22 protein-coding genes and 1 tRNA gene are annotated in these 24289 nt (G+C 68.8%); 9 read left to right on the plus strand and 14 right to left on the minus strand.

What is annotated here, in order from left to right; genetic code table 11:
* Positions 1–611: 611 nt before the first annotated feature.
* Positions 612–1154, minus strand: a complete 543-nt coding sequence (locus ACIBCU_RS03090) for a DUF1707 domain-containing protein (protein ID WP_399228836.1) — start codon at positions 1152–1154, stop codon at positions 612–614.
* A gap of 1014 nt (positions 1155–2168) precedes the next feature.
* Here ACIBCU_RS03090 and ACIBCU_RS03095 point away from each other — a divergent pair.
* Complete coding sequence (locus ACIBCU_RS03095; RefSeq protein ID WP_399228838.1) at positions 2169–2465, plus strand: DUF3303 family protein; 297 nt, start codon at positions 2169–2171, stop codon at positions 2463–2465.
* Between the two features lie 1097 nt (positions 2466–3562).
* Here ACIBCU_RS03095 and ACIBCU_RS03100 read toward each other — a convergent pair.
* Both ACIBCU_RS03100 and ACIBCU_RS03105 read right to left on the minus strand, forming a co-directional pair.
* Positions 3563–6490, minus strand: coding sequence for an AfsR/SARP family transcriptional regulator (locus tag ACIBCU_RS03100; RefSeq protein ID WP_399228840.1), 2928 nt, complete (start codon positions 6488–6490; stop codon positions 3563–3565).
* Positions 6491–6588: 98 nt separating this feature from the next.
* A complete protein-coding gene (locus ACIBCU_RS03105; RefSeq protein WP_399228842.1) occupies positions 6589–6822 on the minus strand; it encodes a hypothetical protein in 234 nt (77 codons plus the stop codon).
* A 174-nt stretch (positions 6823–6996) separates the two neighbouring features.
* Between ACIBCU_RS03105 and ACIBCU_RS03110 the strand changes: the two genes are divergently transcribed.
* Genes ACIBCU_RS03110 through ACIBCU_RS03120 form a run of 3 tightly spaced genes read left to right on the plus strand, consistent with a single transcriptional unit; the run spans position 6997 to position 9694 of the window.
* The gene (locus ACIBCU_RS03110) at positions 6997–8340 is read left to right on the plus strand and encodes a replication initiator (protein ID WP_399228844.1); all 1344 of its coding nucleotides are present in this window, start codon (positions 6997–6999) and stop codon (positions 8338–8340) included.
* Complete coding sequence (locus tag ACIBCU_RS03115) at positions 8337–8525, plus strand: helix-turn-helix domain-containing protein (protein ID WP_399228846.1); 189 nt, start codon at positions 8337–8339, stop codon at positions 8523–8525. Before ACIBCU_RS03110 ends, ACIBCU_RS03115 begins: the two co-directional genes overlap by 4 nt.
* Complete coding sequence (locus ACIBCU_RS03120; protein ID WP_399228848.1) at positions 8525–9694, plus strand: tyrosine-type recombinase/integrase; 1170 nt, start codon at positions 8525–8527, stop codon at positions 9692–9694. Before ACIBCU_RS03115 ends, ACIBCU_RS03120 begins: the two co-directional genes overlap by 1 nt.
* Before the next feature lie 46 nt (positions 9695–9740).
* Here ACIBCU_RS03120 and ACIBCU_RS03125 read toward each other — a convergent pair.
* Positions 9741–9815 (minus strand) — tRNA-Val (locus ACIBCU_RS03125).
* Positions 9816–10010: 195 nt separating this feature from the next.
* Between ACIBCU_RS03125 and ACIBCU_RS03130 the strand changes: the two genes are divergently transcribed.
* The 4 genes from ACIBCU_RS03130 (at position 10011) to ACIBCU_RS03145 (ending at position 13161) form a co-directional block, all read left to right on the plus strand.
* On the plus strand, positions 10011–10784 hold the full coding sequence (locus ACIBCU_RS03130) for a DUF4097 family beta strand repeat-containing protein (RefSeq protein WP_362942554.1): 774 nt from the start codon (positions 10011–10013) through the stop codon (positions 10782–10784).
* 70 nt (positions 10785–10854) lie between these two features.
* Positions 10855–12222, plus strand: a complete 1368-nt coding sequence (locus ACIBCU_RS03135) for a hypothetical protein (RefSeq protein ID WP_399228851.1) — start codon at positions 10855–10857, stop codon at positions 12220–12222.
* A 120-nt stretch (positions 12223–12342) separates the two neighbouring features.
* A complete protein-coding gene (locus tag ACIBCU_RS03140) occupies positions 12343–12927 on the plus strand; it encodes a DUF4383 domain-containing protein (RefSeq protein WP_362937357.1) in 585 nt (194 codons plus the stop codon).
* A gap of 9 nt (positions 12928–12936) precedes the next feature.
* Complete coding sequence (locus ACIBCU_RS03145) at positions 12937–13161, plus strand: zinc ribbon domain-containing protein (protein WP_399228853.1); 225 nt, start codon at positions 12937–12939, stop codon at positions 13159–13161.
* Positions 13162–13192: 31 nt separating this feature from the next.
* Here ACIBCU_RS03145 and ACIBCU_RS03150 read toward each other — a convergent pair whose 3' ends face one another.
* Genes ACIBCU_RS03150 through ACIBCU_RS03165 form a run of 4 tightly spaced genes read right to left on the minus strand, consistent with a single transcriptional unit; the run spans position 13193 to position 18424 of the window.
* Positions 13193–13852: an O-methyltransferase gene (locus tag ACIBCU_RS03150; protein ID WP_362937363.1), complete on the minus strand. Its 660-nt coding sequence runs from the start codon at positions 13850–13852 to the stop codon at positions 13193–13195.
* 56 nt (positions 13853–13908) lie between these two features.
* Positions 13909–14787 (minus strand): HAD family hydrolase, encoded by an 879-nt coding sequence (locus ACIBCU_RS03155; RefSeq protein ID WP_399228857.1) that lies wholly within the window; start codon positions 14785–14787, stop codon positions 13909–13911.
* Complete coding sequence (locus tag ACIBCU_RS03160; RefSeq protein WP_399228858.1) at positions 14784–17255, minus strand: phosphoribosyltransferase; 2472 nt, start codon at positions 17253–17255, stop codon at positions 14784–14786. The genes ACIBCU_RS03155 and ACIBCU_RS03160 overlap by 4 nt, the downstream gene beginning before the upstream one ends.
* Before the next feature lie 8 nt (positions 17256–17263).
* On the minus strand, positions 17264–18424 hold the full coding sequence (locus ACIBCU_RS03165) for an HpcH/HpaI aldolase/citrate lyase family protein (RefSeq protein ID WP_362937369.1): 1161 nt from the start codon (positions 18422–18424) through the stop codon (positions 17264–17266).
* A gap of 212 nt (positions 18425–18636) precedes the next feature.
* Here ACIBCU_RS03165 and ACIBCU_RS03170 point away from each other — a divergent pair, with 212 nt between their 5' ends.
* A complete protein-coding gene (locus ACIBCU_RS03170) occupies positions 18637–19488 on the plus strand; it encodes a TerD family protein (RefSeq protein ID WP_399228861.1) in 852 nt (283 codons plus the stop codon).
* Between the two features lie 33 nt (positions 19489–19521).
* Here ACIBCU_RS03170 and ACIBCU_RS03175 read toward each other — a convergent pair whose 3' ends face one another.
* The 6 genes from ACIBCU_RS03175 to ACIBCU_RS03200 all read right to left on the minus strand — a co-directional run bounded on the left by ACIBCU_RS03175 (position 19522) and on the right by ACIBCU_RS03200 (position 24191).
* Positions 19522–20256 carry a Tellurium resistance gene (locus ACIBCU_RS03175; RefSeq protein ID WP_362937375.1) on the minus strand — a complete coding sequence of 245 codons (735 nt, stop codon included), beginning with the start codon at positions 20254–20256 and terminating at the stop codon, positions 19522–19524.
* A 162-nt stretch (positions 20257–20418) separates the two neighbouring features.
* Positions 20419–21561, minus strand: a complete 1143-nt coding sequence (locus ACIBCU_RS03180) for a DUF475 domain-containing protein (RefSeq protein WP_362937378.1) — start codon at positions 21559–21561, stop codon at positions 20419–20421.
* Positions 21562–21632: 71 nt separating this feature from the next.
* On the minus strand, positions 21633–22208 hold the full coding sequence (locus tag ACIBCU_RS03185; protein ID WP_104785332.1) for a TerD family protein: 576 nt from the start codon (positions 22206–22208) through the stop codon (positions 21633–21635).
* Between the two features lie 151 nt (positions 22209–22359).
* Positions 22360–22935, minus strand: coding sequence for a TerD family protein (locus ACIBCU_RS03190; RefSeq protein WP_124276684.1), 576 nt, complete (start codon positions 22933–22935; stop codon positions 22360–22362).
* A 194-nt stretch (positions 22936–23129) separates the two neighbouring features.
* The gene (locus ACIBCU_RS03195; RefSeq protein ID WP_362937381.1) at positions 23130–23588 is read right to left on the minus strand and encodes a peroxiredoxin; all 459 of its coding nucleotides are present in this window, start codon (positions 23586–23588) and stop codon (positions 23130–23132) included.
* A 165-nt stretch (positions 23589–23753) separates the two neighbouring features.
* Positions 23754–24191: a DUF3052 domain-containing protein gene (locus ACIBCU_RS03200; RefSeq protein WP_031092598.1), complete on the minus strand. Its 438-nt coding sequence runs from the start codon at positions 24189–24191 to the stop codon at positions 23754–23756.
* Positions 24192–24289 lie beyond the last annotated feature (98 nt).

A 24289-nucleotide genomic window follows, 5' to 3' on the forward strand; every position in this document is an offset into this window, starting at 1 on the left:
GATGAAGACTGGAAACCACGGCGAAACTCATCGCTGACCCGCAATCGGCGACTGGGCGAGCGAGAGGAGGGTGCAGGGAAACACCGGTTCACAGGACTTGCCCGCTCTTCACGTGTTCGTGAGGGGAGCCGAATCGAAGCTGCCATCCGCTTCGTGCGTCAGGTGATTCACTCGTCACCGACTCTCGGTGAAGCGGACGGACCATGCATAGCCACTCAAGCTGTCGTGCGGGACTCGCCGTACTTCTCTGACCTGGCAACCATCGTGAGCGTACTTGAGGGCGAAGCGGTCGTGGCGCTCTGTGTCGGTGAGGTCCTCCATGGACAGAGGTGCTCCGACAACGAGGTCTTCGTGAAGGACTTCGTCCGTGGCGGCCCCGTTCGAGCAGGCCGGGCAATGATGCGTTTTCGGTAGGGCCATACGTTCAGTGTGCCCCTACCCCGGAGCCTCTGGCATGCGCAGCGCATATGGCCGCGGGGCACAGCCTCTCAGAGGCCGACGTTTCGGCGGGCCGCGATCAGGCCTGGAGCAGAGGTGAAGGGGGCGTCAACAGAGCCGAAGCACTGGGACGGAAATGTGCTGGAGAGACGGGCCTGATGACGGATGGAACGTCAACGCCGCGCGTGGCGGACTTTCAACCGTCCGAACCCCATGGTTCCGGAAATCCGGATTTCTGGCCCTCCGGGACGGGACCGCCGCGTGCTCTTGTAGCGCAGGTCCTTCCACCCGGTGTGCAGATCATCGAGGTCCACGATCGCGTCGCGGGGCACCGTGATCTTGGCCCTGCCGGTGCCGAGCTGCAACTCGATGTCGACTACCGAATGCTCGATGACCGCCCGGGACAGGTCCAGATGCACCCTTCCGAATGCGGACTCGACCTTCAGGCTCCGAGGTACCCGCCATACGCCGCGCCGCCTGATCCGTCCGCCGGCGGCGGCGATCGTGGACGTGGTGACCGCTTTCCCTGCCGGGAGCGAGGCCAGAGTCGACTCGAGCTCGCTGTGCGACGCGACGGTGAGCACCTGGTGGAGGCGTTCGTCCAGATCCTCGTGCGAGATGTGCCCTTCGGCGTACGCCTCCTGCAAACGTCGCACGGCCGTGTCACGGTCGTCATCGCTGATCAGTGGCGGCCGGTCTTCCGGCATAGCGGTCACCGTTGCACTCTACTGCCGCGCCGGCGATGCGAACGGGCCAAAGTCCGTAACGGTCGAGGGATCTGATGGGGAGGCGGACCGCCCCTACGTCCAGTCGAATCGCGGCCGACCTTGGCGACCGGGGTCGCCCACCCCTCCAGCCGCAGCTGTCGCACCAGAGACGGCGTCCGCACAGGATGACCTGCGTCCGGGAGGGCGGCGCGGATTACACAGGCGGCCCCGGGGCGCCCGTGCCCCATCAGAGGCGGAAGCCGCCTGTGGCGTCGATGATTTGCCCGGTAACCCACACGTACGGGGCGTATCTGCGGAGCCCGAACAAGAACTGGGCTTCCCTGTGAACAGGCGGCCAGCGACAATGCAGAGCAACAAGGGACCACAGGGCGGTTCCGCCAGATAAACGGGGGAAACATGATCTTCATCATTTCCATGGCGGTCGTGTCTGCGGCTGCGATCGGGGGGTGCCTGGTCGCACTGCGGCGCAGAGGCGGCTCGGGGGAGCGCGGGGCACTGGAGCGTGGGGCAGCGGACCAGGGTCTCGCACAAGGTCTGGGCGCGGCGAACGCCAAGGGCCAGAACACAGGGTCCTGGTCCTGAGCTCTGCCGTCACCTACTACCGTGAACGCCCCCGCAGCGGATCGCTGCGGGGGCGTTCTGGTTGGTGGGCGCGGACGGTTTCTAACCGCCGACATCTGCTTTGTAAGTTCGTTCGAACCGTCGCTGCGGATGCCTCTTCCCGGGAGAGCAGGGCTGCTTGAGACCGCCCAAGGCTGCGACTGTCCGCCGTCGTTGATGTCAGTGGGTGGATCTCAGGGAGCTGCTACTACCACCCCTTGCCGAACAAGGGGTGCAGCGAGGCCGCAACTCCTGACGTCACCGCCATGACGACGGCGGCACGGACGGAGGACAAGATGTTGCTGCCCTGATCACGTGAGGTGAGGCTGAGCGTAACGTCACCGGGTCTCAGCGAGCGCGGACGGGACCGCGCCAGTCGTGGTGGACGGAAGGAGCGATGCAATGAGGGTCATGCTGAGAGCGCACCTGGACACCCAGGTCTCGAATGAGGCGATCAAGAACGGCACGCTGCAGAAGCTCATGCAGTCGATGACGGAACGGCTCAAGCCCGAGGCTGCCTACTTCGGCCCCAGCGAGGGCGGGCGGTCCTGCACCTTCGTCTTCGACATGCAGGACAGTTCACGGTTGCCCACCATCGCGGAGCCACTTTTCGAAGTGCTCGGCGCGAAGATCGAGATCCAGCCGGTGATGAACAGCGAAGACTTGCAGAAGGGCCTTGCCGCCCTGCAGCAGGGCTGACCCTTCGGCCAACCGCAACGCTCGGTCCGGTGACGTGACTCCAAGCCGTGATGCGCGCGAGAGAGCGGAGCACCTGTTTGGAAGACGCCGTGACCGCATGGTGCGGCGCTGAGCTAGCAAGACGGCACTCGCGAACGGCGCCCTTCCCATCCTGGAGCCTGAGCGCCCCCGCCGGAGGCATGTCTTGAAGCCGCGGGCTTGGTTCTCGACTCATGCCCTCCGGGCCTATCCACTGCGGGCGCGCGGCGGCGGCGTCAGCGCCGAGCGGGCCGGAGGCAGGAGCGCGGGCGCAGCCAGAGCCGGGAAGCGCGCCCGGCGCAGCGGAGCGCAGCCGGGTGCCTTGATGCAGTAGAGAAACTCTTACCGCGCTATGTCCCTGTGGCTTCGAGGGTGGCGCGGTTGGCGTCGATACGTGCTGAGATGCCGATCAACGAGCACTTGACTGGGCCCTGGTGATCGGGTCGAAGTCCGTCACAACAGGTGCTGCGGAGAGGTAGTCGGAGGGATAGATACCCCACCCTTCGATCAGACTCCATCCCGCCTGGACCTCGGCGGCCTCCCCATCAGTAGACGTCACACGAGCAGATCAGAAAGGTCCGGCCGGCAGAGCCCGACGACGCATCTGGGACGTGACTGGCACGACGCCTCTCCCTCGCCCCCGCGGCGGAGGAACGAACAAGGCCCAGGCTCCCGGTTCTATACCGGTGACCTGGGCCTTCGTCGTGCTTCGTACTAGTGGGCGCGGACGGTTTCGAACCGCCGACATCTGCTTTGTAAGTTCGATCACGGGGTTACTGAGGCCCTGGTTGCCGCCGCTCGGCCATTCTGGCCGTCGCCGTAGCGGGGCGTGTGAGGTTGCCGTTGTTCGCCGACGTTGATGTCAGGCATGGATGTCAGCCGCTACGGTCGACCTGGCCGGTGGTCACGATTCGTGCCAGTTTGCCGCCGGGCGGTGGCCGTCGTGCGGCCGCAGGTGTGGGTGGTGGATGACACCGGCTTCCCGAAGAACAGGGTGTCCTCGCCAGGGTGGTCAATCGGCCCCCGGCCGCAATTCCAGGAAGTTGTTTCCCAATCGGCGTACGCCTGCTTTCGGCCGCTTACGCCAAATCGTTCTGTCCGCTCGTCGTACGTCCGTCCAGCTTGGCCTTGAGGCGATCCGCCGCTTCCGGCCGTTCGAGCTGCTCATACAAGGTTGCCGACTGCTGCCACGCAGAGCGGGCAGCGGGATGATCACCAGCGCCTTCGTGTGAATCGCCCAGGCGCTCCCAGAAAGTTGCTTGGTAGAAGTGTTCCCCGTAAGGAAGCGCCTTCAGAGCCCGATGGCAGCAGCTGATCGCTTGATGAAAATCGCCTAGCCCTAGGTATGCCAATGCCATGGTGTCAAAACTGTAGGCTTCGACCTCGGGCTGACCGATCCTTTGTGCCAACTCGATAGCGCGATGGGACCACTTGATTGCCTCTGTATAGTTCCCGAGACGTGCGTGTATCCAGGCTATGCTACTGAGCCCAAGTGCTTCCGAAGAACGGAGGCCGGTCTGCCGAAACAGGTGTATCGCCGCCTCGGAATGACTGAGTGCGTCGTAGTAGCTTCCCTGTGCCTGAAGGAGAAAGCTCATCGCTCCATGAGTGAGCGCCTGCTCGGTCGGATCATCCAGCTCTCGGGCGGTAACAAAGGCCAGGTCAAGATTCTCACGGGCCTCGTCGAACTGTTGCAGTTCTGACAGCGCCCGGGCCAGCTTACGAAGAGTGGTTATCTCCCCGAGCAGGCTCCCGCCCAGACGCGCGGCCTCGACGGCGGTGCGCTGAGTTGCTGCCCATAGCTCCCAGCCCCCTTGACTGAAAAGGAACTCCTGCAAACAGCAGGGAAGTTGCCAGGCCTGGGTGAAAAAGCCCGCATCCAGGGCGTGTGGGATCACCGCTGCCAGTGTGTCGCGCTCGGCGGTGAACCAAGCCAGGGCAGTGGGGCGGTCGGTGAAATGCCCCGGAACGGAGTCGGGCTGCGCCGGAGACAAGTCCAGACGGTTCTTATTCGAGCCAAGTACTTGGTCTGCGGAATAGGCGGTATGGAGATAGTGATCGAGCATCCGCAGCTGCGCGGCCTGGCGTTCGACCGGAGTGTCGTGTGTGGCGGTGAGTTCGACGGCAAATGTACGCAGCAGATGGTGCAGCGCGTAGCGGCCCGGCATCACTTCATTGGCGAGATGTGCGTCGGCGAGTTCGGCGAGCATGAGGCGGGCTCTGCCGATGGGGAGGGCTGTCAGTGCGGCGGCTGCCGCTGCCTCGATGGTGGGTCCCGGGTGCAGGGACAGAGACCGGAACAGCCGGGCGCCGTCGGGCGGCAGGAGCTGGTAGGAGCAGGTGAAGGCTGCGCGGGCATCGGTCGTGGGGTCGCTGCTGGAAAGCGCGTCCAGGCTGCTGTGCGTGTCCCGCAGTTCGGCAGCGATGGCCGCCAGCGGGAAATGCTGATGCCTTTGGGCCCGGGCCGCCACGATGGCCAGGGCCAGCGGCAGGCGCCCGCACTGGGTGATGATCTCGGCAGCGGCCTGCGGGTCGGCGGCCAGCCGCTCGGCCCCGGCACGCAGAACCAACGACGCGTGGGCATCTGCGAACGAGGGCAGATCCAACGGCAGCGGAAGGACGCCCGCGGTGGTCAGCCCCGGCAGCGCGCTACGGCTGGTGATGAGCGTGAGACAACCCATGGACGAGGCCAGCAAGGGGCGTACCTGCTCGGTCTCCCAAGCGTTGTCCAGGACAACAAGGACCCGCCGGCCGTTCAGCAGGCTGCGGAACAAACCCGCTCGCGCGTCGATACCCCTGGGTATGCGCTCCGGCGCAATGCCCAGCCCTTCCAGCATGTGGCGCAGCGCTTCCAAGGGCGGCATCGGATTTCTGGCAGGATCGAAGCCCCGCAGGTCCACGTAGAACTGGCCGTCCGGGAACTGATCCGCCACCCGACCGGCCCACTTCACCGCCAGTGTCGTCTTCCCGACGCCGGCCATGCCGCTGATCAGAACCGCGACAGGTGCACCCGGCCCGGCCGACACCTTGTGGGTGATCTCCCCCAGACGGCTGAGCTCCGCCCGCCTCCCCGCGAAGGCACCCAGATCGGCAGGCAGCTGCGCCGGACGCACCATGGCCTCCGCCGCTCCCCTCCCGGCTTCTGGTGCCTCCGACTCATGCTCCCCACCGGACGGTGGCCCCTGCTGACGAAGTACCTGCATGTGGGCGCCGCTCAGCTCGGGACCCGGGGAGACACCCAGTTCCTCGAGCAGCCGGTGCCTGATCTCCTCGAACGCCACCAGGGCCTCTGCCTGGAACCCGGCGGCTGCCAGCGCCATGACCACTCTGGCGTGCAACGGCTCGTTCAACGGATCCAGGGCGACGGCCCGGCGCAGCCAGGGCAGGACATCGTCCGCCCGGTCGCACAGCAATGCCGCGTCGCCAGCCAACTGCGCCGTGCGCACGAGTTCACGCTCGATGGAGCTGAAGACGGCATGGGCCCGCATCGAAGCAGGAATCCCCATGGCCACCTCTCCCTGCCACAGGCGCAGCGCCTTGATGAAGTGGCTGACCGCCTCCTCGGTCCTCCCCGTGGCCACCGCTCGTGTGCCACCTTCGGTGAGACCTCGGAACTCCAGGAGGTCGAATTCCTCGTGCTCCACCTGCAGAACGTAGCCGCCCGCACGACGGATCAGTCGCCGGCCGGGCGCCCGGGGCGCAAGCCCGGGCTCCAGCAGGCGCCGTAGCTCACCGACGTAGCGACGCACCATGTTCACCGCGCTGTCCGGCGGGTCCTCTCCCCAGAGCGCGTCGATGATCGTGCTCGTGCCTACGGGCCGTCCCGCTTGAGCAAGCAGCATGCTCAGCAGGGCACGCTGCTGAGGAAAACCCAGGTCAAGTTCCCTGTCCCCGTCCCAGGCGCGCAAGGGGCCCAGCACCTCGAACCGCATCACCACATCCAGCTCCGTATCGCTTCGTGCTGCCACAGACTCGGGAACCGCTTCAAGCGCCGACACATGCAGCACAGCTCCCGTCCGATCAGCCGTCGCTCAGGCGGACCGAGATCCACAAAAACCGGCTAGATCTGCCGCCGGCATGGCCGTGACAGTGGGCGACCAGGGGATCAGTAGAACGTCTCCACCTTCAAAACGTCCAGTTCGTTCCGCACCGTGGTCATGTCCGCTTCATTCCCCAGTTCGTCGAGCATGGCCGGCACGAGCTGCCGGCCGGTGATGCTCGCGCTCGGGAACCCGGCAGCGGGCCCACCCCTGCCCGGGTACGGATCTGCCCCTCCTGCGACGGCTTCGCTTCCGCCGCCATCACCCTTGGCGGCCGTGACCGCAACGGCAACCGGCACACGATCACCGCCCACTGCCGCGCCTGCCAGGGCACCGGCACTGTCCCGCCCCTGCGCACTCTCCTCGACACCGCGGCTACCGCAGTCTTCACCCGCCGCTGTCCTGCCGCCGGGGCACCGCGCGCCTTCCAGCCCGGTGTCCCGGCCTCTGCGTTTCGAGAGGAGGACTCCACAATGACCACGACGACCACACGGCCCCCGGTGGGCGAACTCGCCTTCCTCGCCAGCCTGGGCATCATGCCCGGCCTCATGCGCCAGCTGCGCGGCCTCGGCGGCTGCACCACCCCGATCCGTCTCGACGGCCAGCACACCGAGGTGCACCCCGCCACCGGCGAAGTCCTGCACGAACTCACCTCGTCGGACCTGCCCGCCGGGAACCTCCTGGTCCGCTGCAACAACCGCCGCGCCACCCGCTGCCCGGCCTGCGCAGAGACCTACCGGCGCGATACGTACCAGCTCATTACCGCGGGACTCCGTGGCGGCAAAGGCACTCCCGAACGCGTCGCCACCCACCCCCGCGTCTTCGCCACCTTCACCGCCCCCGGCTTCGGCCCCGTCCACAACCGCCCCTCCAACGGGCGCTGCCGCTGCGGCACCCAACACCCCGACACAGCACCCGAGCTAGGCACCCCGCTGGACCCTGCCAGCTACGACTACGAAGCAGCCGTGCTCTGGAACGCTCACGCCTCGAAGATCTGGGCCCGCTTCTCCATCTACCTGCGCCGGGAAGTCGCCAAGCGCGCCGGACTCAGCCAACGCGCCTTCAAGGAACACGCCCGCGTCTCCTTCGCCAAAGTCGCCGAGTACCAGCGCCGCGGCGCCATCCACTTCCACGCCGTGATCCGCCTGGACGGCCCCGAAGGCGGCGACACCCCTCCCCCGGCCTGGGCAACCCCAGACCTCCTCGCCGACGCCATCCGCGCCGCATCCGCCGCCGCGGACGTCCCCGGACCAGCTCTCCACGGCCGTACCCACACCTTCGCCTTCGGCCGACAGCTCGACATCCGCCCCATCCACTCCGCCGACTTCGACGGCAGCACTGAGCTGACCGAACGAGCCGTCGCCGCCTACATCGCCAAGTACGCCACCAAGGGAGCAGAGACCGCGACCGGCACCCTCGATCGCCCGTTGAAGTTCCTCGCCGAACTCGCCCAGATGCCCCTCACCGAACACGCCCGCCAGATGATCCGCACCGCCTGGACCCTCGGGGCACGCAAAGACCTCGCAGACCTCCGCCTCCGCGCCTGGGCCCACATGCTCGGCTTCCGGGGCCACTTCTCCACCAAAACCCGCCGCTACTCCACCACCCTCGGCGCCCTCCGCACCGCTCGCGCCGAATGGCGACGCCTCCAAGCCGCCATCGCCCACGGCGACCGAGCCCCCGTGCCGGCCGACCCGGACAGCCACGACACCACCCTTGTCCTCGCCTACTGGACCTTCGCCGGAACCGGCCTCACCCGCGGCGAGGAATGGCTCGCCGCCTCCGTCGCACCCGACCCGGAAGGAGTCGAAGCATGACCACCGCCACCGCCGAACTGCTCACCGTCCCCGAGGTCATGGCACGGCTCAAGCTCGGACGCTCCACCGTCTACGACCTGATCCGCTCACGCCGACTGGCCTCCATCACCATCGGCCGGTCCCGGCGCATCCCTGCCGACGCCATACGGGACTTCATCGTCAACGAGATCGAGGCGGCTGCCTGATGCCTCCTCAGCGCAAGCGCAACCCGAACGGCGCGGGCACCATCACCAAGCGCAAGGACGGCCGCTACCAAGCCGCCGTCTACGTCCTTCAGCCGGACGGCACCCGCGCCCGCAAGTTCGCCTACGGCAAGACCTGGGCCGAATGTGACACCAAGCGGCGCGACCTGCTGGCCAAGGTGGACCAGGGCGTGCCCGTGCCCACGCGGTCGGCCAAGCTCTCGGAGTGGCTGCCGTACTGGTTAGAGAACATCATCAAGCCGCGCCGCAAGCGCACGACCTACGCGAAGTACGAGACACACATCCGCCTCTACCTCGTGCCCATGCTCGGCTCGAAGCGCCTCGAATCGCTGAGCGTCGCTGACGTCCGGCGCTTCCTCGTCCGCCTGGAGCAGCAGACCACCGCGGCGACCGCCAAGGAGTCCCACCGCGTCCTACGCACCGCCCTGACCGCTGCGTGCCGCGAAGAACTGGTCATACGGAACGTGGCCACCCTGGTGGAGCCTCCGCCCGCCACACCCCGGGATCTGTCGCCCTGGTCGCTCGACGAGACCCTGTCCTTTCTCACCGCCGCCCGGAAGGACCCGCTCTACGCGGCCTTCGTCCTCGCCATCGCGCTCGGCTTCCGTCGCGGTGAGATCGTCGGCCTGCGGTGGGAGAACGTAGACCTCGACAAGCGGGAGATCCGAGTTCGTACCCAGCGCCAGCGCGTCCGCGGCGAGGCGTACGAGGACGATTCCAAAGGGCGCCGCAGGAAGCAGACACTCCCCCTGCCTGCCCTGTGCGTGGCGCCGCTCCGCTGGGAACGACTCCGGCAAGCTGCTCTGCGTGAAGCTGCCGGTGACCAGTGGGACGAGACCGGCTACGTCTTCACCACCCGCACCGGCCGGCCGATCGAGCCCCGCAACCTGTACCGCTCGTTCACCCGGGTCGCTGGAGCCGCCGGACTTCGCGTGATCCGGCTGCACGACGCCCGGCACGGCTGCGCGACTCTGCTGACCGCGGCCGGGGTCCCGCCCCGCGTCGTGATGGAGATCCTCGGGCACAGTCAGATCGCGGTCACGATGAACATCTACGCCCACGTCGTCCAGGACACGCAGCGCGAGGCCGTGAGTCACCTGGACCGCATGCTGAAGCGGCAGGTCCCGACCGTGGGTGACCGCGCCTGTTGATGGATGTCAAAGGCCCCCAACCATGATCGGTTGGGGGCCTTTGTGCTGGTGGGCGCGGACGGTTTCGAACCGCCGACATCTGCTTTGTAAGAGCAGCGCTCTACCCCTGAGCTACGCACCCGTGGATGAGGCAACAGGTTACATGGCCCACGCCCCCCGGCGGCAATCCGGTTCCCGCCGGGCACGGCCGGGGCCCCGGACCCGCGTACGGGGGTTACCCCCACCCCTGAGACGGTAGCCGTCCGGATCGTCGTGAGGGTGCGCCCGTACATACGGTGGGGCCACATCGCCGGCGCTCTCAGGGGGACCCGACACCATGACCATCCGTACACGACGCACCGACGCACTCGTGGCCGCCGCCGGGACCGCGCTCCTCGTGGCCGCGCTCAGTGGCTGTGGGAGTGCGGACGCGGAGGACGCTGCCGCCGAGCACAAGTCGTTCGCCTTCAGTGGGGACTCGCTCACCATCGACGCCGAGAACTCGACCCTGGATCTCGTGCCCGCCGACGTGGAGCAGATCGAGGTCACCCGCCGGGTCGACGGGTGGGTCGTGCTGGGCAGTGGGCCGGATCCCGTGTGGAAGCTCGAGGGGGACGAGCTGCGGCTCGAGGTGAAGTGCCGGGCGGTGATCAGCGACTGCGAGGCGCACCATGAGGTGAAGGTGCCCCGCGGGCTGGCCCTGACCGTGCAGGGGGACAACGGGAAGGTCACCGCGGCCGGCTTCGGTGCCCCGCTCAAGATCTCCGCCGACAACGGCGGCGTCGACGTGCGTGACATCTCCGGGCCGCTGGAGCTGCACTCCGACAACGGCTCCGTCGAGGCCGAGCGGATCTCGGGGAGTTCGGTGATCGCCCGTTCGGACAACGGGTCGGTGCGCATCGGGTTCACCCGGGTCCCGAACCTGGTGGACACGGTGAGTGACAACGGGAGCATCTCCATCGACCTGCCGGCCGGGGAGAGTGCGTACGCGGTGTCCGCCGAGGCCGACAACGGTGACGTCTCCGTCAAGGTGCCCCGCAGCGAAAGCAGCAAGCACGTGGTGAAGGCGCGCAGCGACAACGGTGAAGTCACCGTCCGAAGTGCGAACTAACCGGCCCGTGCGTTCGTCCTAACTGGTGCGAGAATGAACCGGGCAGGGCGAATCGGCACGGGAGAGGGATGTGACGGCGACACACACGCGGCCGCAGGCGAAAGCGAGTGTTGGTTCCGCCGTCAGGGACGTCCTGGTGCTGATGCTGCTGCCGGTCCCCCTGATCGTCGCCGCGCTGCCAGGCGCCTTCGCGGGCGGGGGTACGCGCCGTTGGTTCGGGGGGCGCGGGGAGAATCAGCGCGCCGACGCGCAGGCTGCGAAGGACGCGGCGGCTGCCGCCTTCTACGAGCTGGACACCGCTCAGCGCGATCTGCGGATCTCGATCGAGACGATCACCGCCGTGGACAGTTCGTCCCGCGCCCGCAAGGCCGCGGACGACTTCGCGGCGCTGGGCCGGCGGATCGACGAGGTCAGCCACGAGTACATCACCGCGGTCGACGCCCATGACCTCGACCGGGACGATCTGGAGCCTTCGGCGGCGGCAGGTGCGCGGACCCAGCTGACCCGGGCCAAGGACGATCTCGTGCGGGTGAAGGGTGAGCTCGACCGGTTCGCCCAGGGGCTCGGGACGCTGCTCAGCAGTGCGGAGACCCAGCTCGCGCGGCTCGCTCCCGCTGTGGAGCGGGGCCGCCAGGCGTTGCTCGCCGCGAGCAACGCGCTGGACGCGGTGCGCGCGTCAGGGCTGCGGGCGGACGATCTCGCGGCCCGGCTCGCGGCCCTCGCCCCGGAGCTGACGAAGCTCAACCAGGGCGCGGGACAGCACGGTGTGGCGGAGACCCTGCAGCGTGCGGACAAGGTGCTGCGGGACGCCGAGGCGATCCGTGCGGAGGCGGCCCAACTTCCCGAGCGGGCCGCCGAGATCGACCGCAGGCTGGTGTCGCTGCGCACCCGGGCCCAGGCGCTGACCACGCGCGCCGGGCAGGTCGAGCCGGTGCTCAGCGAGCTGCGGCGGCGCTTCTCGGCCGCCTGCTGGCAGGACCTGCAGCCGGTCCCCGAGCAGGCGGCGGTCAACGTCCGGCAGGCCGAGGCGAAGCTGGCGGAGGCCGCCGAGGCACGGTCCGAGCAGCGCTGGCCGGATGCGACGTCCCGGCTGACTACGGTCCGGGCGCTGCTCAACGCGACCGACGAGGCGGTGTCCGCCGCCGGGGACCGGCTGCAGCGGCTCGACGCGGTGGCGAAGAATCCGCAGGCGGAGATCGACCGCACCCGGTTCGCGATCCGGGACGCCCAGCGCCTCGCCATGGCCGGGCGCAACACGCCCGACCCGCGTCATGCCCGCCCGCTGGACGACGCCGTGGCGCGGCTGGAGCGGGCGATCGAGGGGCTGGACGGGCGCCACCCCGACTACTGGCACTTCCTCACGGAGACCGAGGCCGTGCGGCAGACGGCGACCCGTGTGGTCTCCGCGATCCGCGAGGAGCTGGGCGGCGGCACCTGAGCGCGCCGTAGTCCGCGGACAGGGGCTGAGTTGTCCCCGGCCGCCCGTGGGCCGATCCTGGAGGTACGCAGCGGCTTCCGCTGAGGCGTCCCTGGCCGCACTCGGCCGAAGGAGGCCGTCATGGCCACTCACGTCCTGCATCCCACGCGCCGGCCCGGCAGGCCCGCCCGCCGCAAGGCCGTCCTCGACGACCACCTGCCCGTCGACCACCGCCTCAGCCGGGTCTACCGGGTGGGCGCGGGCCTGATGGGCCTGCTGCTCGTCGCCTTCGGGATCCTGGGGCTCATCGACCGTATCGGCTTCTTCGACACCGGCGGCGACACGGTGGCGGGCCTCAACACCAACGGTGCGCTGAGCATCCTGTCCATCGGTGTCGGGCTGCTGCTCTTCGTCGGCATGGTCATCGGCGGGAACTTCGCCTCGACGCTGAACATGGTCCTGGGCATCGCCTTCATCCTCAGCGGGTTCGTGAATCTGGCCCTGCTGGACAGCAGCGCGAATTTTCTGGCGTTCCACATGCAGAACGTGATCTTCAGCTTCGTGGTCGGGCTGCTGCTGATGCTGTTCGGCATGTACGGGAGGGTCACCGGCGGCCTGCCCCACGACAATCCGTACTGGCGCGCCCGCCACCCCGAGCAGGTGGCGAGGGAGGAGCGCCGCTCCCGTGCCCCGATGCCCGAGGTCGCGAAGGGGAAGAGGCTCTAATCTGGGGCCATGCCTCGTTACGAGTACCGCTGCCGCCCCTGCGGCGAGACGTTCGAACTCAGCCGCCCGATGGCCGAGTCATCCGATCCCGCCTCCTGCCCTGCCGGGCACGAGGACACCGTGAAGCTGCTCTCCACCGTGGCGGTGGGCGGCGGCTCGGCGTCCTCCGCGCCCGCTGCCGCACCCTCGGGCGGCGGCGGTGGCGGCTGCTGCGGTGGGGGTTGCTGCGGCTGACCCCCGGCCTGCCCCCACCGGGGCGGTCCCGCTACTTCTTGCGCGAGAGCGTCAGCCCGTCCGCCACCGTCAGCATGACGCTCTCCATCCGGTCGTCGGCTCGGACATGGTCGTTGAACCCCCTGATGGCGGCCGTGGCCCCGGTCGCCAGCGGGTCGGTGACGCCTCCGTGGAAGAGCACGTTGTCGGTGACGACGAGCCCGCCGGGGCGGAGTCGCGGGACCAGCTCCTCCCAGTACGCGATGTAGCTGCCCTTGTCCGCGTCCAGGTAGGCCATGTCGATGTGCGGCTCGGCCGGCATCGCGCGCAGGGTGTCCAGGGCAGGCGCGATCCGCAGGTCGATCCGGTCGGCGACGCCGGCCTTCTCCCATGCCTCGCGGCCGTACGCCGTCCACTCCTCGGAGATGTCGCAGGCGATCAGCACGCCGTCCGCGGGCAGCGCCCGGGCCATCGACAGGGCCGAGAAGCCCGTGAAGGTGCCGACCTCCACGATGTGCCGGGCCCCCGTCAGCCCGACGAGGAAGGCGAGCAGCGGGCCCTGCTCCTGTGCGGACTGCATACCCGCGTGGTCGGGCAGCTCGGCGTACGTGGTCTCCACGAGCTCGCGCTGCACCTCGTCCAGCGGAGGGTTGTGAGCCAGTGTGTACGCGTACAGCTCGTCGGTGATCTTGGTGTTGTTGCCCTTGGTCATGAGCATCTCCTCCGGTCGGCGGCCCGACCAGCTTGCCGAAGATCGCCCGCGAGTGCTCAGCAATTCACCCGCAGGGGGTCGGCGGCGCGCAGGAAGCGGCGGAGGATCTCCTCACCCGCGGCCCCGCCCCGCTCCCGGAGCACCTCGGTGTTGGGTGCGCCCCAGCCGCAGTCGGCCAGCTCACCGTGGCCCGGGCGCCACGCCCGGTCGGCGGCGAGCAGGAGGTCGGCGTCCAGGAGCGAGTCCCCGGCGGCGAGCGTCAGCGTGGCACCGCTGCGGCGGGCCACCTCGTGCATGGCGGCACTCTTGGTGAGCGGCTTGGGCACGGCGTAGATCTTGCGGCCCTGGAGCGAGACGGTCCATCCCTTGGTGTCCGCCCAGGCGGTCAGCTCCTTGACCCAGCCCTCGGGGAGGGCTCCGCGGTCGACGACGAGGTAGGCGAAGAGATCTTCGGCGACCCGTTCCTTGAGCAGCCAGGAGGGGTCGCCCGCCGCCTGGAGGTGGGCACGGACCTCGCCGAGGGAGGCGCACTCGCCGGCGATCCGGCGGGCCACGTGGTCCTGCCAGTCCGGGTCGGAGACGCCGTCGACCAGGATGTGTCCGCCGTTGGCACAGATGGCGTACCGGGGGGCGGGTCCGGGCAGGTGGATGCGGCCGTACTGCTCCCGGGTCCTGGTGGTGGTCGGGACGAACACCGTGGTGCGGGCCAGCTGGTCGAGCAGTGCGGCGGCCGTCTCCGTCATGTAGCAGAGGGGCGCGCCGCCGTACACCTCCACGCAGAGCAGGCGGGGGGCCTGCTCGTCCGGCATGGTCAGCTGGAGGGATGCCGCCGAGTAGATGAGGGTGCGGTCCAGGTCGCTGGCCACCAGCGCCAAGGGGCCGTCCCCGGGGGTGGCCGTGGTCGCGTCGTCAGGCGTGTTCACGGTGTCGCTCACTTCGCCGTCACCGCCGTGCCGTCCGCGCCGGTGGCACCGCGGGTGTACTTGGGGTGGATCAACCCGACGCAGGTGTACGGGAGTTCTCCGACCTCCTCGACCGGGACGCCGCGCTGCTCGGCGAGCAGCCGTACGTGGTCGAGGTCGGCGCCGGCCCCCCGCTTGGCCAGGATCTTCCAGGGAACGCGGCGCAGCAGCACCCGGGTCGTCTCGCCGACACCAGGCTTGACCAGGTTCACGTCGTGGATGCCGTACTCCTCGCTGATGCGTTCGACAGCGGCCCAGCCCTCCCAGGTGGGGGCGCGGTCCGCGGCGAGCAACCCCTTCGCCTCCGCGTCCACCGCGTCGCCGACCTCGTCGAAGCGGGCGGCGACCGTGTCCAGGAAGAGGCCGGAGACGTCGGCGTCGGCGAGCTCGCTGTAGAACTTCGCGCCGTGGAAGTCGTGCGGCCCGACCAGGTCGGAGCGCAGGACCGTACGGGAGATCAGCCCGGACACCGTGGAGTTGAGGCAGGCGGACGGGATGAGGAAGTCCTCGCGCGTCCCGTACGTCCGTACGCAGCCGCCCGGGTCGGCCAGTACGGCGATCTCCGGGTTGAAGCCGCCGAACTCCTCCAGTGCTGCGGCGAGTTCGCGGGTGATGGCGCCCTTCCCGGTCCAGCCGTCGACGAAGACGACGTCCGCCGGGTCGTGGTGGGCGGCCAGCCAGCGCAGGGCGTTGGCGTCGATGCCGCGGCCCCGGACGATGGAGACGGCGTAGTGCGGCAGGTCGAGGCCGTGCCGGTGCTGGGCCCATCGGCGCATGAGGACCCCGACGGGGGTGCCGGCGCGGGCGAGGGAGACCAGGACGGGGCGGGGGCCCCTCTCCGCCAGGACGGTCTCGGTGACGGTGCCGACGGCCCGGGCGATACGGGCCGCCGAGGTGTCCAGGGCCGCCTTGAACAGCTCCTGGTACCGGGGGCTGGGCTGGTACTCGACGGGCAGCGACTCGGCGTAGTGCGCGCCGCCGCTCTGGATCGCCTCCTCGCGCTCCTCGGTGGGGGCTTCCAGGGCCGTGTCGGAGAGGTCCTGGAGCAGCCAGCCGACGTCGTCCGCAGCGTAGGAGGAGAAGGCGGGTCCCCGGAGGGGTTCGGGCAGCATGGCGGCTTCCTGCCTGTGTGAGGTCGGCACGTACGAGGGGACGACCGCGAGCACGACCTGGTCGGTGTGGCCGGCGAGCCGGGCCAGCAGCCCGTCCGGAGCGTGCAGGGCGGGGGTGTCGCCGGCGGAGTCGACCACCGCGACGACGGCGTCGAAGCCCGCGCCCGCGACGTTGTACGCGTACCGGTCGCCCGGACCGTCGGCGGGGTCGTCGTGGGCGGGGAAGACGAGGCGGCTGCGTATGGCGTAGCCGGGGTCGTCGACGGCGAGGACGGGTGAGCGGGTGGTGGTGGAGTAGCGCACCTCGGCCGTGGTGGCGTCCTCCAGCGCGGTGGCGAGCCGCAGGGGCGCGTACATCAGCTCCTCGAAGCCGAGGACGAGCACCCTGCGGGCGTCGCCCACGGCGTCGGCGATCCGGGCGGCCATGCCCGGCAGAGCGGCTTCCAGGGCCGCGCGGTGGGCGGGGGTGAAGCCGTGGCGCCCGCCGTCGGGTACGCCGGCCGGCCAGTCCAGGGCGACCCGTGCGGGGACGGTCCGTGGCGCGGGGGGCTCGTCCGGCGCATGTCCGGCTTCGTGCGCGGCCACCAGGTCCCGGCCCTTCTCCAGGACTCCGTCGGGCAGGCGCACGGTGCCCCGGGCGCGGGCCACCAGGTCGACGCGCGCACCGATCTCCTCGGCGAATTCCGCGAGCCGCCCCTGGTCGGCCTCGGAGCGCATGTCCACCAGGGCGACGATGACGTACCGGTCCCGGGGGTAGCGCGCGTGGAGGGCCCGGATGGTGTTCAGCACGGTGTTGCCGGTGGAGAACTCGTCGTCGACCAGGACCAGCGGCGAGCCCTCCGCCGACGCGCTCAGCAGGTCGGGGTCCTCGGGCAGCAGCAGATGGGAGGTGGCGTGCGAGTGCGCCTCCTCGAAGCCGCCGGCCTGTGCGACGCCCGCGACGGGGCGCCGGGTCGAGTGGAGGTACGGAGCCACCCCGAGCCCGTCCGCGACGGCGTGGCCGAGACCCGTGGCCGTCTCCGCGTAGCCGAGGACGACCGCACGGCGGGCCTCCTCCTCCCCCAGCAGGTTCCGCACCCGTTCGCCGAGCTCGAAGCCCACGCCGTGGACGACGGACGGCCGCTGCGGCACGTGCTTGCCCAGGACGTTCGACACGAGCAGATGGGCCCGCTTCGGATTTCGGCGCAGGGCCAGGCCCAGCAGCTCCCGGAGCTCCCCGTCGCCGACGAGCTCGACCCCGAGGCGCTCCGCGACCCAGTTACCCGACCACTCCACGTCCACTGCCTCTTCTTCCCGTATCTGCTCGTCCGCTCGCCCGCATACGCCCATGTCCGCGCTCAGGCCGTCACGCCGGCGGCCAGGAGCTCCACGAAGCCGACGTCCTCGCGGGCCACGCCGAAGACGTCGGCCCGCAGCAGGGTCCGCTCGGCCCAGGCGCGGTGGGGCTTCACTTCGTTCATCTTGTTCGTGTACGCGGAGCGCAGCACCCCGCCGCCGCCCCGCTCCGGCCGCAGGATGTCCTGCGCGTCGCTGTACTCCTCGTGGCTGACGACCGACAGCGCGTGCACGGGCAGGACGTGCGACGGATGGATGCAGGTCTTGCCGAGCAGGCCGTTGGCCCGGTCCAGCTCGATCTCACGCAACAGCCCGTCGAGGTCGTGCTCGATGAGCGCGGTGCGCAGCTCCTCGGCCTGGCCCATGAAGGGGCTGCGGCGCAGCTGGGGCTTGAACATCCGCTCCTGGAGCCGGAAGTACTCCCACACGGGCCCGGTGATGGTGAAGCCGGTGCCGTCCGACCGGCCCAGCACGTTGACGACGTCGCCGATGACGGCACCGACGATCTGGACGTCGTACGCCGTCATGTCGGGGGCCCGGCGCAGACCGTAGGCGGAGCAGAAGTCGGTGACACCGAGCCGCAGCGCCAGGACCCGGTCGCGGTACTTGTCGACGGTGCGGGAGATTCCCCGCAGGGTCTCGCCCCTGGTCTCCAGGTGCAGCAGCTCGGGCGATTCGAGGACGGGCATCGCGAAAAGCCGGTGCCCTCCGCTCGCTTCGGCCGCGGTGAGCGCCTCCAGGAAGAGCTCACCCCGCTCCTCCGTGAATTTCGGAAGTACGAATCCGGACAACAATCGGACGGAGTTGCCGAGCCGCCGTACGAGGTCGGAGATCTGCTCCGGCTCGCGGACCCTGATGAAGAGCAGCGGCACATCGGCGTCCCGCGCCTCGAGGTCGGCGAACTGCCGGACCAGGTTGGCCTCGGCACCGACCACTTCGGCGTCGTCGATGGAATCCTCCAGGCAGAGCACCATGGAGACCACTCCCTGCCCGCCCTGCTTGATCACGTCGTCGGCCAGCCTCGGCCGGGTCGCGGGGCTGTAGAGCGTGGCCCCCAGGGCCGTGGACAGCAGGCGGGAGGAGGAATCCGCGTCGAATGCACACGGCTCCCTGAAGAACAGACTCTCCCGGACAGCGGGCGAGATATGCCCGAAATGACGCATGTGATTCCCCCGTACTGCCTGATGGAGCGGATAAAGGTATGGCCGGTAATAGTACGTTCGGGGAGGTGTCGCCGGTTCCCCGTCCCTATGAACTTCAGGTGTCCCCGGCGTATCCGGCACCCCGCGCGGCGCGCCTGCGTGCCCCTCGCGAACCCTGCCTGGCCTACTGGTTCGTACCCCCGCGTTGTCCGGACACCACCCCAGCAGGCAGGATGACCGCCATGACGCACGCGATGCTGAAGGGCTCGAACGTCCCTCTCGACGCCATGGCCGTACGGGCCGTGCTGCGATGGACCCCGGGCGCCGGGGTCCCTGATGTGGACGCCTCCGCCCTGCTGATCGGCCCCTCCGGGCAGGTGCGTTCCGACGAGGACTTCGTCTTCTACAACCAGCCACGGCACCCGTCGGGCCTCGTACGGCGTCTGCCCAAGCGCAGCGCCCCCGAAGGGCTCACGGACACGATCGAGGCGGACCTGTCCGCGCTCGACCCCTCCGTGGAGCAGGTGGTCATCGCCGCGTCCTGCGACGAAGAGGCGTTCGAACGCGTGACGGACCTGCGGATATCGCTGTACGACGCGGCGTCCGCCGACGGTGAGCCACTCGCGGTGTTCGATGTGCGTGCGGAGACCGGCGAGGAGACCGCCGTCATCTGCGGCGAGTTGTACCGGCGCGGCGACGGCTGGAAGTTCCGGGCGGTGGGGCAGGGCTACCCGACGGGCCTCGTCGGGCTGGCCACCGCCTTCGGGATCTCGGTGGACGAGGCGGAAGCCGCCTCCGAGCCCGGCCCTGCGGCCGTGCCCAGCACCCCCGAGGCGTCCGCACCCGCCCCGTCCGTCCCTGAGGCCACGGCGCCCACGCCCGACTCCCAGGCCACGGTCCAGCACCAGCAGCCCGCGTACGGCTACCCGCAGCCGTCCGTGGCGCCCCAGCCCGCCTACGGCTACCCGCAGCCCGCCCCGGCGCAGCCGGCGTACGGCTATCCGCAGCCCGCCGCGGCGGCGGCGCACGCCGCGGACCCGAATTTCGTGCTCCCTCCGCAGGGCCCGCAGTTCCTCCGGTCGTGAACCGGAGGCGCGGCCGCCCTTCACGGTGCGCACTCAGGCCCGCGTCTTGTAGCCGCGTCCCCACTGCATGCCGAAGCCGTACATCCGGTCCAGCTCCGACTGGAAGCCGTACACGAACTTCACCTCGCGGCGCACGATCAGCTCGCCCTTGACGTTCTCCACCGTGAACACCGCGCAGGAGCGGGCCTGCGGGGCCCGTTCGTCCAGCTCGATCTCGATGCGCGGGCCGTTGCCCGGATAGAGCGTCACCTTGGCGTGCGTACGGTCGAAGGCCGGGGTCTGGTCGTAGATGTACACGAAGAACAGCAGGCGCTTGAGCTCGTCGCGCTTGTCGAGGTTCACGTAGACGGTCTCGCCCGACGGCGCCCCGAAGCGGTCGTCCCCGCTGAGCCTGATGTACGGCGGCGCGTTCAGGTCGCCGATGAGGTTGCCCAGGGGCTGCACCACGCCCTTGGTGCCGTCCGCCAGTTCGTACATGCAGCCCAGGTCCAGGTCCACGTTGACCATGCCCTGGGTGTGCGCCTGGACCACGTCGGGCTGGAAGAGCTTCAGCGGATGCAGCAGCCGGCCGCTCTGCCGCGACCTTCCGCCGAAGTCCGACGTACGCATCCGCCACGACAGGTTGACGCGCAGGTTGCCCGACAGGGCGCCCTGCTTGTTCAGCGAGACCGTGGCGTTGCGCTTGGAGAGCACGATCGAGTTCGTCGCGGAGTTACCCGACTCGAACTGCGCGGCCCGCCGCGGAAACAGGCCGTCCCAGAAGGCCATCCCAACCCCCATATGTATCGGTAGTACCGCCCGACCCCGCACCTGCGGCTCACACGCCCCGCACGTCACTGCGGGGCGGCCTCCGGGCCGGGTCCGGGTGTTCCCCGGAGCACCGCCACCGTGGCCGCCCCGCAGAGAGAGCGTTCCTCAATCCCTACCGGGTCACACCCCGGAGGACACTTCCGCCTTGGAATCGGAGCCGTCGCCGCCTGCCGCAGCGATCGCCTTGTTGCGCCGCACCGAGGACCAGAAGGACCAGCCGATCAGGATGACCCCGACGGAACCGGTGATGAGCTCGTTGATCTCGTACTGGATGGTGACGAGCAGGATGACCGCGAGGGCGCCGATCGCGTAGTGCGCGCCGTGCTCCAGGTAGACGTAGTCGTCCAGGGTGCCCTGGCGGACCAGGTACACGGTGAGCGAACGGACGTACATGGCGCCGATACCGAGGCCGAGCGCCATCAGCACGATCTCGTTGGTGATGGCGAAGGCGCCGATGACACCGTCGAACGAGAAGGACGCGTCGAGGACCTCGAGGTAGAGGAACATGAAGAAGGCGGCCTTGCCCGCGAGGACCACCGCGGAGGGTGACTTGCCGGACTTCCTGGCCTCTTCCTCGGCCTCGTGCTCGCGCTCCTCCTCCTCCTCGAGCTTGTTCTCGAAGAATCCGGAGAGACCGCCGACCACGAGATAGGTGATCAGACCCGCGATGCCGGAGAGCATGACGGTCTCCGCCTTGTCGGCGTGCCCGCCACCGTGCTGGTGCGCGTGGGTCGCGAAGGTCATGGCCGCGATCATCAGGACGATCAGCGCGACACAGACCGACAGCATGTCGACCTTGCCGAGCTTGGCGAGCGGACGCTCGATCCAGCGCAGCCACTGGATGTCACGGTCCTCGAAGATGAAGTCGAGGAAGATCATGAGCAGGAACATTCCGCCGAAGGCGGCGATGGACGGGTGAGCGTCCGTCACCAGTTCCTTGTACCTGTCAGGGTCGTTGAACGAGAGGTCGATGGCCTCGATGGGCCCCAGCTGGGCACTGATGGCCACGATCACGACAGGGAAGACCAGCCGCATACCGAAGACCGCGATGAGCACGCCGACGGTGAGGAAGATCTTCTGCCAGAAGGCACTCATCTTCTTCAGGATTCCGGCGTTGATCACCGCGTTGTCGAAGGACAGCGAGATCTCGAGGACCGACAGGATCGCGACGACGCCGAATGCCTGCCACCCCCCGTAGAACACCGCTGCGACCAGGCCGAGCGCGGTAACCGCGAACGACCAGCCGAAGGTTTTCAGAAGCACTGGCTACCCCATCGTGTATGTAACGGGTCTCCCCCGGTTGAGTACGGGGCTCCCCCGCGCCGTGCGCGGCTTTACGAAACGTTGACCCCGAAGTCTAGAGCGATGCCCCGCAGCCCTGACGCGTACCCCTGTCCGACTGCACGGAATTTCCACTCGCCGCCGTAGCGGTAGAGCTCACCGAAGATCATCGCCGTCTCCGTCGACGCGTCCTCGCTGAGGTCGTACCGCGCCAGCTCCTGGCCGTCCGCCTGGTTCACCACGCGGATGAAGGCATTGGCCACCTGACCGAATGTCTGCCCACGATTGTCGGCTTCATGGATCGAAACCGGGAAAAGAATCTTGTCGCAGTGCGCCGGCACCTGCGTGAGGTTCACGATGACGGACTCGTCGTCGCCGTCGCCCTCCCCCGTGAGGTTGTCGCCGGTGTGCTCGACGGAGCCGTCGGGGCTGGTGAGGTTGTTGTAGAACACGAACCACTCGTCGCCGAGGACCCGGCCCGACTGGCACAGCAGTGCGCTGGCGTCGAGGTCGAAGTCGGCTCCCGTCGTGGATCGTGCGTCCCAGCCGAGCCCGACCAGCACCTGAGTGAGATTGGGTGCGGCCTTGGAGAGGGAGACATTGCCTCCCTTGGCGAGCGTGACGCCCATGGTGTGTCCTCCCCGAGTCGATGGACGGTATCGCGGCCCGGCAGGGCGCCTGACGGACGCGGGGCGCTCTGCCGAGCGCGTCCGGCGCCGCACATGGTGCGGCGCCGGACGCGATGGAGCTGCGGGTGTCCGGAGGATTCTCCGGACCGGCTCAGACGTTGACGCCGAAGTCCTGCGCGATGCCGCGCAGACCCGAGGCATACCCCTGGCCGATGGCACGGAACTTCCACTCCGCGCCGTTGCGGTAGAGCTCGCCGAAGACCATGGCGGTCTCCGTCGAGGCGTCCTCGCTCAGGTCGTAGCGGGCGAGCTCGCTGTTGTCAGCCTGGTTCACCACGCGGATGTACGCGTTGCGGACCTGGCCGAAGCTCTGCTGACGGCTCTCGGCCTCGTAGATCGAGACCGGGAAGACGATCTTGTCGACGTCGGCCGGGACACCGGCCAGGTTGACCTTGATGACCTCGTCGTCGCCCTCGCCCTCACCGGTGAGGTTGTCACCGGTGTGCTCGACCGAGCCGTCGGGGCTCTTGAGGTTGTTGAAGAAGACGAAATTCCCGTCGCTGCCGACCTTGCCCTCGGCGTTCGTCAGCAGCGCGCTGGCGTCGAGGTCGAAGTCACCGCCGGTGGTCGTCCGGGCATCCCAGCCCAGACCCACGATGACCGCGGTCAGGTTCGGCGCGGCCTTGGTCAGCGAGACGTTGCCGCCCTTGCTGAGGCTGACTCCCACGAGTCCTCCAAAAGTTTTGAGAGGGCCGGCAGACACCAGCGCCCCCGTCGTGCGTTGGCATCGGATCAACGATTGGATCCTAGTGACCGGTTCCCGGCCAAAACAGGCTTTTGGCCGGTCGCCGCCAGGAGATCCCCGGATCCGGCAGGTCGCAAACCCCGGATCCCGTACAAGCCGTATCCGGTCGGGCCGGATCAGATCGCGTCGAGTGCCTTGATGTAGTCGTTCAGGTCACGCGCGTCCGGCAGGCCGTTGACGACGGTCCAGCGGACCACGCCCTCCTTGTCGATGATGAACGTGCCGCGCACCGCGCAGCCCTTGTCCTCGTCGAAGACGCCGTACGCCCGCGAGGTCTCCCCGTGCGGCCAGAAGTCCGAGAGCAGCGGGTACTCCAGGCCCTCCTGCTCGGCGAAGACACGCAGAGTGTGGATCGAGTCGTTGGAGACGGCGAGCAGCTGGGTGTCGTCGTTCTCGAACGTGGGCAGCTCGTCGCGGAGCGCACACAGCTCCCCCGTGCAGACACCGGTGAAGGCGAAGGGGTAGAAGAGCAGCACCACGTTCTTCTCACCGCGGAAGTCCGAGAGCTTCACGGTGCGCCCGTGGTTGTCCTTCAGCTCGAATTCCGGAGCCTTCGTGCCGACCTCGATCGTCATGTACAACGCATCCCTTCACGAACGTCACACTTCCCCGGCCTGGGCCGTCCGGGTGACACCCACCCTACGCAGCGTCCCCGGCGGGACCTGGGCAGGTCCGCACCCGCGCGTACGAAGGCCCCCGGCGGCGCGATGCCGTCGGGGGCCCAGGTGGTGAAAGAGCTCTCAGCGCTTGGCCGGGGCCCCCTTGGGAGTGACCAGACGGCTGCCCGTCCAGTCCTTGCCCGCGCTGATGCTCTTGGTCTGGGCGAGACCAGCTGTCTGGGCAGCCTCGTTGATGTCGCTCGGTTCGACGTATCCGTCGCGGCCGGTCTTGGGCGTCAGCAGCCAGACCGCCCCACCGTCCTCGATCAGACCAATGGCATCCACCAGCGCGTCCGTAAGGTCGCCGTCCTCGTCACGGAACCAGAGCAGGACGACGTCAGCGACGTCGTCGTAGTCCTCGTCGACGAGTTCCTGGCCGATTGTGGCCTCAATGCCCTCACGGAGCTCCTGCTCGACGTCGTCGTCGTAGCCGATCTCCTGGACCACCTGTCCGGGTTCGAACCCAAGCCTTGCGGCCGTGTTGGTCCGTTCCTCCGCGTGGTCCGCGGTCGCGCTCACGGGTTGCCTCCTGATCATGTTTCGGAAAATGCTTCAGCCACGCGCGTGCGCGGGGCATTGGCCGTAGTCCACACGGGCTCGGCGAATCGCGCAAGTAC

The sequence above is a fragment of the Streptomyces sp. NPDC051064 genome (genome assembly GCF_044455985.1).
GTDB lineage: Bacteria > Actinomycetota > Actinomycetes > Streptomycetales > Streptomycetaceae > Streptomyces.